Origin of the sequence: Pseudomonas sp. NDM, assembly GCF_003105095.1 — a bacterium.
Lineage (GTDB): Bacteria > Pseudomonadota > Gammaproteobacteria > Pseudomonadales > Pseudomonadaceae > Aquipseudomonas > Aquipseudomonas moraviensis_A.
Genome location: NZ_QETJ01000165.1, coordinates 1 through 10295 on the forward strand (window position 1 = coordinate 1; position 10295 = coordinate 10295).

A 10295-nucleotide genomic window follows, 5' to 3' on the forward strand; every position below is an offset into this window, starting at 1 on the left:
AACAATCAGGTGATTCTCTGCACCTATAGCAGTATCTGAACTGACGCTATCGCGAGCAGGCTCACTCCTACAGGTCTGGTGTGTGAGTCCTTGGTATACGAGCCTTTTCCATGTCCGACTATCTGCTGCAAATGAACGGCATCGTCAAAACCTTCGGCGGTGTCAAAGCGCTCAACGGCATCGACATCAAGGTCAGGCCCGGTGAATGCGTGGGCCTGTGTGGCGAGAATGGCGCCGGCAAGTCGACGCTGATGAAGATCCTCTCGGCGGTCTATCCCCATGGCACCTGGGACGGTGAAATCCTCTGGGACGGGCAACCGCTCAGGGCGCAATCGATCAGCGAAACCGAAGCCGCCGGCATCGTCATCATTCATCAGGAACTGACCCTGGTTCCCGACCTGTCGGTGGCCGAGAACATCTTCATGGGCCATGAGCTGACGCTGCCCGGCGGGCGCATGAACTACCCGGCGATGATCCACCGTGCCGAAGCCTTGATGCGTGAGCTGAAAGTGCGGGACATGAATGTCTCGCTGCCGGTTTCGCAGTACGGCGGCGGTTATCAGCAACTGGTGGAAATCGCCAAGGCGCTGAACAAACAGGCGCGTCTGCTGATCCTCGATGAGCCCTCCTCCGCCTTGAGCCGTTCGGAAATCGAGGTGCTGCTGGACATCATCCGCGACCTCAAGGCCAAGGGTGTGGCCTGCGTTTATATCTCGCACAAGCTCGATGAAGTTGCCGCTGTGTGCGACACCATTTCGGTGATCCGCGACGGCAAACACATCGCCACCACCGCCATGGCCGACATGGACATCCCGCAGATCATCACGCAGATGGTCGGCCGCGAGATGAGCAACCTCTACCCCAGCGAGCCGCACGAGATTGGCGAGGTGATTTTCGAGGCGCGCCACATTACCTGCTACGACGTCGACAACCCCAAGCGCAAACGGGTCGACGACATTTCCTTCAGCCTCAAACGCGGCGAGATTCTCGGCATCGCCGGGCTGGTCGGCGCCGGCCGGACCGAACTGGTCACCGCACTGTTCGGTGCCTATCCCGGCCGCCATGAAGGCGAAGTCTGGCTGGACGGGCAACCGATCGACACGCGCACGCCGCTGAAAGCGATCCGCGCCGGCCTGTGCCTGGTGCCAGAGGATCGCAAGCGCCAGGGCATCATTCCCGACCTCGGTGTCGGCCAGAACATCACCCTCGCCGTACTCGAAAGCTATTCGAAAATGACCCGCATCGATGCCGAAGCCGAACTGGGCTGCATCGACCGGGAAATCTCCCGCCTGCATCTGAAGACCGCAAGTCCGTCCCTGCCGATCACCAGTTTGTCGGGCGGTAACCAGCAGAAAGCCGTACTCGCCAAGATGCTTCTGGCGAAACCGCGCGTGCTGATTCTCGACGAACCGACCCGAGGCGTGGACGTCGGCGCCAAGTATGAGATCTACAAGCTGATGGGCGCGCTGGCCGCCGAGGGTGTGTCGATCATCATGGTTTCGTCGGAACTGGCCGAAGTGCTCGGCGTGTCCGACCGCGTGCTGGTGATCGGCGAAGGCCAGTTGCGCGGCGATTTCGTCAACCATGAACTGACCCAGGAACAGGTGCTCGCCGCCGCCCTCAGCCAGCCGGGCAGCCATAACAATAATGATCGGAAAACCGCGTAAATGAATCAGGTCAAACAACTGTTCACCCGCTACAAGATGCTCGCGCTGGTATTTGCCGTGGTGCTGATCTGGCTGTTCTTCAGCTGGCAGACCGAGGGCGGCTTCCTCACCCCGCGCAACCTCTCCAACCTGCTGCGGCAGATGTCGATTACCGGAATTCTCGCCTGCGGCATGGTGCTGGTGATCATCAGCGGCGAGATCGATTTGTCGGTCGGCTCATTGCTCGGCCTGCTCGGTGGACTCGCGGCGATCCTCGACGTGGTCTATCACATTCCGCTGCTGGCGAATCTGAGTCTGGTTGCCCTGTGCGGGTTGGTCATCGGGCTTGCCAATGGCTACATGGCTGCGTACCTGCGCATACCGTCATTTATCGTCGGCCTCGGTGGCATGCTCGCGTTTCGCGGCATTCTGCTGGGGATCACCGGCGGCACTACCATCGCCCCGGTATCGCCGGAGCTGGTGTATGTCGGCCAGGGTTATCTGCCCCACGCGATCGGCACCGGCTTGGGTGTGCTGCTGTTCGTGCTGACGATTTTTCTGACCTGGAAACAACGGCGCAATCGCGCCCTGCATGGCCTGGCCGCGCATTCACTGGTGCGTGATGTTGTGCGCGTGCTGGTGATCGGCGCGGTGCTCGCTGGTTTCGTCCAGACCCTCAACAGCTATGACGGCATTCCGGTGCCGGTCCTGCTGTTGCTGATTCTGCTCGGCGTGTTCAGCTACGTCACCAGCCAGACCGTGTTCGGCCGCCGGGTCTATTCGGTCGGCAGCAATATGGAAGCGACGCGCCTGTCCGGGATCAATGTGCAAGCGGTCAAGCTGTGGATCTTCGGCATCATGGGCGTGATGTGCGCCCTCGCCGGCGTGGTCAACACCGCACGCCTCGCAGCGGGCTCACCGTCGGCCGGGAGCATGGGCGAACTCGACGCCATCGCCGCCTGCTTCATCGGCGGCACCTCCATGCGCGGCGGCTCCGGCACCGTCTACGGCGCCCTCCTCGGCGCGCTGGTGATCACCAGCCTGGATAACGGCATGTCGATGCTCGACGTCGACAGTTACTGGCAGATGATCGTCAAGGGCAGCATTCTGGTGCTCGCGGTCTGGGTGGATGTGAGTACGCGCACGGCGCGGCGTTGAAACGTTGCAGGTGAGTTGGTAAAACGCCAATGAGGCCTGATCACAGGCCTCACTTTTTCCTATCAACGGCGTGAACCGTCTCTTGCGACTGGCTTAAGCGTGCTTTTCTGCGTTGAAACCATCGGCGTTTTCAAACACCCCCATGAAGCCCGGAACAGTGGCCTCACGCGCCCAATCACGCTGCAGTTCGCAATACATCTGCACCCGGCTGATCAGTTTTGCCCCTGCCTGTTCCATCCGCCGCAACGCGGCTTCATGCGCGGCAACCGAGGTACCACCGACCGCATCGACCGGCACGTAGACTTCATAACCTTCCTGGATCGCATCCAGCACCGGGAAGGTCAGGCACGCCTCAGTCCACAGCGCGGTCATGATCAATTTGCGTCGGCCCATGGCCTTGACCGCTTGTTTGAACTCGACGTCTTCCCAGCTGTTGATCGAAGTCCGGTCGTAGGTCGGCAGATGCCCCAGCACATCCTGCAATGGCTGAATCGGCGGCTTGTTGCGCCCGGTCGCAACGTTGACCGTCGAGTGCACGATGGGCAGGTTGTAGTTGACGGCCGCCTTGGCCACGCTGGTGATGTTGAACACCAACTCATCGCGCGGCATGGAGCGGATCGAGGACACCTGGATCGGTTGGTAGTCGATGATGATCAGCGCCGCGTTTTCCGGCGACAGGAGTTGATCGGTGAGCGGGTTGCGGATCGTTTCGCTTGTCATGTGTTGCTCCTGCTTCTAGTTGTCTTTTTACGCGTAGCGAAGCGTGAGAGTCCGCTTGATGGCTTGGCGGGCGCTCACTGCTTTCGCTGGCGCGGGAGGATCACTTCATTCCGGACCACGGCCGTTGACCGAGTTGTCCGGAAGCAGGATTGTGCTGTTGCGGGACTCGTCGCAGTAGTAGCATCCCGTGCGTTGCTGTGTCGCACTTTGAGGAACGCCGATTTGGATATCGAAGAGCTGCAAACCTTTGTAGAGGTCGCTGATGCGGGCGGTATTTCGTCTGCTGCGATCCGGCTGGGCGTGTCCAAATCGATTGTCAGCCGCAGGCTCGCGAGGCTGGAGGCCGAGTTGGGCATTCAATTGCTGGCGCGCACGACACGTGGCGCGGCGCTTACCGAGGCCGGAACAACCTTTCGCGAGCATGCCGCCCGGGTCTGTGCCGAAATCGACCTGGCGAAGGAAACGATATTGCCTTCCGGCGCTCTCCGTGGGCGTTTGAGAATCGCCGCGCCGCTGTCCTTCGGGCCGACTCACTTCGCGCCCATGCTCGCGGAAATGGCTCGTCGTCATCCGCAGCTGCAAATACAGACCTGCTACAGCGATCGCTTCGTTGACCTGATTGCCGAAGGTTATGACTGTGCGATCCGCGTTGGCTATCTACCCGACTCCAACCTGATCGCCAGAGGCATCGGGCCGATTTTCACCAAACTCGTCGCCAGCCCCGATTACCTAAAAGCCCACGGCGAACCCGAATCGCCGCAGACGCTGGGCAACCACGAGGCGCTGATGCAAGCGACCGAAACGTGGCAATTCATGGATGGCGACAAGGTGATCTCGGTGCGTCCGCAAGGCCGCTTCAAGGCGGACAACGGGGTGGCGCTGGTCGCGGCGGCAAGAGCCGGTCTGGGTGTCGCCTATCTGCCGGATTGCCTGACTTATGAACATGTCATCTCCGGTGCGCTGGTGCCGATCATGACCCGATTCCCACCGCCGCCCGCCGGCGCCTACGTGGTCCGCCCACCCGGGCCGCATCCGGCGCGCAAGATTCACGCCCTGGCCGAACTGTTGATTGAATCGTTCGGCCAGTCACCCCATTTCGCCAAGCCTGTATCTGTGTGATACCCACCTCGGAAGAAGGACCTGTCCGATGCCAACACCTGTGCTCCATCTCTTGTGCGGCAAAATCGCTGCCGGAAAATCCACGCTGGCCCGATCATTACAGGCTGAACACTCAGCCATCCTGCTCAGCGAAGATCACTGGCTGGCCAGGCTTTACCCTGAGCAGATCAATTCGGTTGCCGACTACGTCCGCCATGCGAAGCAGATCCGTCAGGTTCTCGGCCCGCTGGTAACGGACATGCTCGCTGCGGGAGTTGCCGTGGTGCTGGATTTCCCGGCCAACACCCCGACCGACCGGCAATGGCTGCGCGGCCTCGCAGACGCGGCGCAGGTTGCTCATCGGCTGCACTACCTCGAAGTCGACGATGACACCTGCCGGCGCCGACTGCATCAGCGCAATGCACGCGCCGAGCATGAGTTCGCGGCGACCGACGCCGAATTCGATCTGATCACCAGCTACTTTCGTGCCCCGCAGGTTTCGGAGGGGCTGGTCGTTGAAGTTCATCGACTTCAGACCTGAAGGTGTCGGCTTGCTAATCAGGCAGTCATTTCCCGATTGATCGCAACCATCTGCTCGCGGGTGAACTCACTGTTTGGCGCCATGAATCGGGCCATCAAGGCATCACGGTTCAGCGGCGCGCGGGCCTTGTCCGCAGCTTCGAGCGCCTGCTTCAGTTCCGGCAAGGTCAGTTCGGTGCAGTAAGCCGGGGTCCCGGGTTGTTGACGCCATGAGTCCTGAAGGCTGCCCGCAGCGAGCGCGGTGAATCCGCTTTCTTCGACCAGATCCTGCGCGATCGCCTCGGCACGCACATCATCGCCGGCGACTGGCAAGGCGATGCGAGTTGCGGATTCGGCAGGTTGACCTTGATCGGCCAGCGTAGCGGCGAGTACGGCATTCCACGCTTTGATCAGCGGGCGGCCGATCTGCTCGCTGACCCAGACGCTCTCAGGTTTGCCCTCGTCCACTTCCTTGATCGCCCCGTCACGCTGCGGATAGTAATTGGAGGTGTCGATGACCACGACTTGCTCGGGAACCTGGCTCAGCGTCTGCTTCAGATCAGGGTATTTGGCGAAGGGAATCGACAGGATGATCACATCGACGTCGGACACCGCCTGCTCTTTGGTGACAGCCCTGGCACCGACTTCTTCAGCGAGCGCCTGAATGCTTTGCGGGTCTTTCGAGTTGGCCAGTTTGACCTGATGACCGCACGCAGCCAGCTTGCGCGCCAGCGTCGCGCCAATGTGGCCGGCGCCGATGATTCCGATGTTCATTTCAATACCCTCTCTGATACGTGTGTTATCGCCCTGTGGAGCGCGCGTTTGTCTTCAGTCATGGCTCAGTCAGCCGCCGGATGGGCAAGCGCATCCAGCGTCAGACGCAGCGCCTCAATCCCCTGCTCATCAAGCTGGCAGGCCGTCTTGATTTTGCCGGTGATGGCTCTGATGTCGTCTTCCATAGCCCGGCTTTCGGGCGTCAGGTCGATCAGCACGCGGCGCTCATCTGCCGGATCGCGCTTGCGCGTGACCAACCCGGCGCTTTCCAGCCGTTTGAGCAGCGGCGTGATGGTTCCGGCGTCCATCGCCAGGTAAGTACCGAGTTCGCCCACAGACAATGGAGCGCCATCCAGAAGCTGCAGGATCACCAGGTACTGCGGAAAGGTTAAGCCCAGCGGTTCCAGATACGGCTTGTGCAAACGCACGACCCGATTGGCGGCGGCGTAGAGGGAAAACGACAGCTGCGTTCCCACTTGGTTTCGGTTCGAGCTCATTTCATAGTTCGCTATTGTATAGTGCACTATATATTTCATGAGAACGATTCGAGTGTCAACCTGGGCAACCCAATACGGGATCGATCAGTGCCTCTGTCAGCGATCCGGATCGCCAACAGAGGAACACCGCACGCTTGGCGAATTACTTGTGCACCAGCAGCGACTTGCGCGCTGCCTTGTCCTGCTTCATGGCGGCGATTTCCCGCTCGCACGCTTCGACATCGAACGACTTGTCCCATTTGGCGATGGCGATGGTGCCTATGCCGTTACCGATCAGGTTGGTCACGGCTCGCGCCTCGTTGAGGAAGCGGTCGATGCCCAGCAGCAACACCAGGCCCACCAGCGGTATCGAGTGAATGGTGGTGAGGGTGGCCGCGAGTGTCACAAAACCTGCTCCCGCCACTCCGGCCGAGCCCTTGGACGTGAGTAGAAATACGCCGAGCAGAATCATCTGATCCATGAAGGTCAGCGGCGTGTTGGTCGCCTGGGCAATGAAAATCGCCGCCATGGTCAGGTAGATACAGGTGCCGTCTGCGTTGAAGGTGTAGCCCGTCGGCAGGACCATGCCGACCACTGATTTCTTGCAGCCGAGCTTTTCCAGTTTGACCATCATTCGCGGCAGCACCGCTTCGGTCGAGCAGGTGCCCAGGGTGATCAGGATTTCATCCTTGAAGTAGCGCAGAAACTGCATCAACGGCATGCCCGACCATCGCGCCACCGCTCCCAGCACCACAACAATGAAAATCAACGTGGTGATGTACAGCGCGACCAGCAACTGCCCCAGCGACAGCAAAGTGCCGATCCCATATTTGCCGATGGTGAACGCCATGCCAGCTCCGGCACCCAGCGGCGCCAGGCGCATGACCATCGCCACGATCTTGAACAGGCCTTGCAGGAACAGATCGATGGTGTTGATCAGCGGCTTGCTGGTTTCGCCCATTTGCACCAAGGCGACGCCCATCAGCACCGACAACAGAATCACCTGCAGCATGACGCCGTTGGAGAAGGCGCCGAGGAAAGTATGCGGAATGATATTGAGGAAAAATTCGACGAGACCGCCCTGCTCGCTCGCCGCCTGGCTGTATTTGTTGACAGCACTGCCATCGAGGGTGCCGGCGTTGATGTTCATGCCGGCGCCGGGCTTGACCACGTTGACTACGATCAGGCCGACCACCAGAGCGATGGTGGAAAGAATCTCGAAGTAGATCAGCGCTTTCACACCGATGCGACCGACCTCCTTGATACTGCCCATCTTGGCGATACCGACCACCACCGTGCCGAAAATGATCGGCGCCAGGAGCATTTTGATCAGCTTGATGAAACCGTCGGCGAACGGCTGCAGCTTGGCGCCGATGTCCGGCACGAAGTAACCGATGGCAGCACCAATGACGATGCCGATCAGCACCTGCACATAGAGCTGGCTATACCAGCGCGATTTTGAAGTTTCCACGGAAGCACCTCATTTTATTGTTGTGGTGGGCATGTGGCTTTGGCGTCGAGGATGACGCCTGAAAGTGCGGCCTCGGCAAACGAGGCCGCAGATGAAACTGAATCAGCCCTCGCCCAATTCACGCATGACGGCATACAGCGCAGACTTGGCTTCGAAGCCGACACCCGGGATCTCCGGCAGCCCGACATAGCCGTTCTCCACGCGGATACCGTCGGCAAAACCACCGAATGGCTGGAACACGTCCGGGTACGATTCGTTGCCGCCCAAGTGCAGACCGGCGGCGATGTTCAGCGACATCTGGTGACCACCATGCGGCACGACGCGACGCGAAGACCAACCCAGCTCTTCCATCACTTTCAAGGTGCGCATGTACTCGACGAGACCGTAGGACAGCGCGCAGTCGAATTGCAGGTAGTCGCGGTCAGGACGCATGCCGCCGTGGCGCAACAGGTTGCGGGCATCCTGGTGAGAGAACAGGTTTTCGCCGGTGGCCATCGGCAGTTCGTAGTGATTGGCCAGCTCAGCCTGGAGCGCGTAATCCAGCGGGTCGCCGACTTCTTCGTACCAGAACAGGTTGTACTTCTTGATCGCTTCGGCATACGCGATACCGGTCTGCAGATCGAAGCGGCCGTTGGCGTCGACCGCCAGGCGCTGGCCGTCGCCCACCACCTCCAGCACCGCTTCGATACGGCGGATATCTTCGTCCAGCGGCACCGCGCCGATCTTCATCTTGACCACGTCGTAGCCACGATCCAGATAGCCCTGCATTTCGGCCTTGAGTTTGCTCTGGTCCTTGCCCGGGTAGTAATAGCCACCCGCCGCATACACCCAGACCTTGTCATCGGCCACGCCATCGCGATAACGATCGGCAAGCAGGCGATACAGCGGTTTGCCTTCGATCTTCGCCACCGCGTCCCACACCGCCATGTCGATGGTGCCGACCGCTACCGAACGCTCGCCATGCCCGCCGGGTTTTTCGTTGGTCATCAGGGTTTTCCAGATGGCGAACGGATCGAGGTTATTGTTCTCATGATCGATCAGGGTTTCCGGGTCAGCTTCGGTGATCCGCGCCAGAAAGCGATCGCGCATCAACGCGCCCTGACCGTAGCGACCATTGGAGTTGAAGCCGTAACCGATGACCGGTTTGCCGTCACGAATCACGTCCGTAACGACCGCGACGACCGAGCAGGTCATCTTCGAAAAGTCGATGTAGGCATTGGCGATCGGGGAAGCGATGGAGACAGTTTTTTCACGGATATCGACGATACGCATGACGGGTTCCTCTTGTTGTGGTGGCCCAACGTTATGCTTTGCGACGACACCCGCCCAATGCTATTAATGCCGCGCCCTATGCACAGGAGGCATTGCCCTTGGAACTGGTTTGGCTTGAGGATTTTTCCGCGCTGGCCGAGTACGGCAGCTTTGTCCGGGCCGCTGAAGCGCGCCATGTGACGCAGCCGGCGTTCAGTCGCCGAGTGCGTTCGCTGGAGAACTGGATGGGCGTAGAACTGTTCGTGCGCACCCCGCAAGGCGCGACATTGACCGAAGCCGGCAGGCAGATTTTGCCCAGTGCCCAGGAAGCGGCCAGACGCCTGTACCGCATGCGTTCCGAAGCACAGGAAGTGGCGGGCATGGCGGCAAAAACCTTGCAGTTCGCGGCTACTCATTCGCTGTCATTCACCTTCTTCCCGCGCTGGTTGCGCAGTGCCGAAAGGGGTGCGCCGATCGATGCGGTTCGCCTGCATTCCGACAGCATGGCCGTGTGCGAACAGATGCTGATTCATGGCCAGGTGCAGTTCCTGCTGTGCCATCGCCACCCTGACGTACCGCCGTTGCTGGCACCTGATCAGTTCATTGGCAAGAAGGTCGGCGAGGATGTACTCATGCCGCTGGCGAGCGCTTCGGCGCAATTCGGCACTTCGCCCGAAACCCTCCCCTATCTGGCCTACACCCACGAATCGGGCCTGGGCCGAATCGTCGCCCACAGGCTGCACGGCAAGGCTGATTATCTGCATTTGAAACCGCTGTTCAGCAGCCACTTGGCGGCAGTGCTGATGTCGATGGCGCTGGAAAGCAAAGGCGTGGCCTGGCTGCCGAAAAGCCTGACCGAGCAGGAAATGGCCGATGGGCGTCTGGTCAGGGCACTGGACGAAAGCTGGGACATTCCATTGGAAATTCATCTGACTCGCCCGACGGCTCCGATCAGTCATTCGGCGGAGGAATTCTGGGCGAAGCTGAGGGAGTAATCTGACCGGGCTGAAGCGCGATGGCGGTGCACAGGCGTGACGAGCGTAGGCGAAATGTTGTGTCTGGGTACGACTTGATTACCGCGGCGCGGCAGCCCCTCACCCCAGCCCTCTCCCGAGGGAGAGGGAGCCGATTTGGGTGCTGTTCAAATCCTGCGTTCGGCTCGGTTGCAAAGGGTCGGCGTGT

10 protein-coding genes are annotated in these 10295 nt (G+C 60.3%); 5 read left to right on the forward strand and 5 right to left on the reverse strand.

The window, feature by feature from the left end; translation table 11 throughout:
- The first annotated feature begins 110 nt into the window (after positions 1-110).
- Positions 111-1667 carry a D-xylose ABC transporter ATP-binding protein gene (gene xylG / locus DCO47_RS22720; protein ID WP_116658967.1) on the forward strand — a complete coding sequence of 519 codons (1557 nt, stop codon included), beginning with the start codon at positions 111-113 and terminating at the stop codon, positions 1665-1667.
- Positions 1668-2804 (forward strand): sugar ABC transporter permease, encoded by a 1137-nt coding sequence (locus DCO47_RS22725; protein WP_042610199.1) that lies wholly within the window; start codon positions 1668-1670, stop codon positions 2802-2804.
- A 93-nt stretch (positions 2805-2897) separates the two neighbouring features.
- Here DCO47_RS22725 and DCO47_RS22730 read toward each other — a convergent pair whose 3' ends face one another.
- Positions 2898-3524 carry a hydrolase gene (locus DCO47_RS22730; RefSeq protein WP_065617097.1) on the reverse strand — a complete coding sequence of 209 codons (627 nt, stop codon included), beginning with the start codon at positions 3522-3524 and terminating at the stop codon, positions 2898-2900.
- 222 nt (positions 3525-3746) lie between these two features.
- On the opposite strand from DCO47_RS22730, the gene DCO47_RS22735 reads away from it, so the two are divergent.
- Together DCO47_RS22735 and DCO47_RS22740 are read left to right on the forward strand one after the other, a co-directional pair.
- Positions 3747-4643: a LysR family transcriptional regulator gene (locus tag DCO47_RS22735; RefSeq protein WP_116658968.1), complete on the forward strand. Its 897-nt coding sequence runs from the start codon at positions 3747-3749 to the stop codon at positions 4641-4643.
- A 28-nt stretch (positions 4644-4671) separates the two neighbouring features.
- Positions 4672-5163 carry an ATP-binding protein gene (locus DCO47_RS22740; RefSeq protein WP_116658969.1) on the forward strand — a complete coding sequence of 164 codons (492 nt, stop codon included), beginning with the start codon at positions 4672-4674 and terminating at the stop codon, positions 5161-5163.
- Between the two features lie 17 nt (positions 5164-5180).
- On the opposite strand, the gene DCO47_RS22745 is transcribed toward DCO47_RS22740, so the two are convergent.
- From DCO47_RS22745 to DCO47_RS22760, 4 genes are all read right to left on the reverse strand, one after another.
- Entirely contained in the window at positions 5181-5933 is a 753-nt protein-coding gene (locus tag DCO47_RS22745; RefSeq protein ID WP_223259161.1) for an NADPH-dependent F420 reductase, read from the reverse strand.
- A 47-nt stretch (positions 5934-5980) separates the two neighbouring features.
- The gene (locus DCO47_RS22750) at positions 5981-6412 is read right to left on the reverse strand and encodes a MarR family winged helix-turn-helix transcriptional regulator (RefSeq protein ID WP_064361904.1); all 432 of its coding nucleotides are present in this window, start codon (positions 6410-6412) and stop codon (positions 5981-5983) included.
- 142 nt (positions 6413-6554) lie between these two features.
- Positions 6555-7862 (reverse strand): C4-dicarboxylate transporter DctA, encoded by a 1308-nt coding sequence (gene dctA / locus DCO47_RS22755; protein ID WP_042610193.1) that lies wholly within the window; start codon positions 7860-7862, stop codon positions 6555-6557.
- A gap of 102 nt (positions 7863-7964) precedes the next feature.
- The gene (locus DCO47_RS22760) at positions 7965-9134 is read right to left on the reverse strand and encodes a mandelate racemase/muconate lactonizing enzyme family protein (RefSeq protein WP_064361905.1); all 1170 of its coding nucleotides are present in this window, start codon (positions 9132-9134) and stop codon (positions 7965-7967) included.
- 98 nt (positions 9135-9232) lie between these two features.
- On the opposite strand from DCO47_RS22760, the gene DCO47_RS22765 reads away from it, so the two are divergent.
- Positions 9233-10108: a LysR family transcriptional regulator gene (locus tag DCO47_RS22765; RefSeq protein ID WP_116658970.1), complete on the forward strand. Its 876-nt coding sequence runs from the start codon at positions 9233-9235 to the stop codon at positions 10106-10108.
- Positions 10109-10295 lie beyond the last annotated feature (187 nt).

Excerpts from the sequence above, each read along its gene's own strand:
- xylG (WP_116658967.1), top strand. The coding sequence starts at position 111 with ATGTCCGACTATCTGCTGCAAATGAACGGCATCGTCAAAACCTTCGGC.
- DCO47_RS22760 (WP_064361905.1), bottom strand. The coding sequence starts at position 9,134 with ATGCGTATCGTCGATATCCGTGAAAAAACTGTCTCCATCGCTTCCCCG.
- DCO47_RS22740 (WP_116658969.1), top strand. The coding sequence starts at position 4,672 with ATGCCAACACCTGTGCTCCATCTCTTGTGCGGCAAAATCGCTGCCGGA.
- DCO47_RS22725 (WP_042610199.1), top strand. The coding sequence starts at position 1,668 with ATGAATCAGGTCAAACAACTGTTCACCCGCTACAAGATGCTCGCGCTG.
- DCO47_RS22750 (WP_064361904.1), bottom strand. The coding sequence starts at position 6,412 with ATGAGCTCGAACCGAAACCAAGTGGGAACGCAGCTGTCGTTTTCCCTC.
- DCO47_RS22730 (WP_065617097.1), bottom strand. The coding sequence starts at position 3,524 with ATGACAAGCGAAACGATCCGCAACCCGCTCACCGATCAACTCCTGTCG.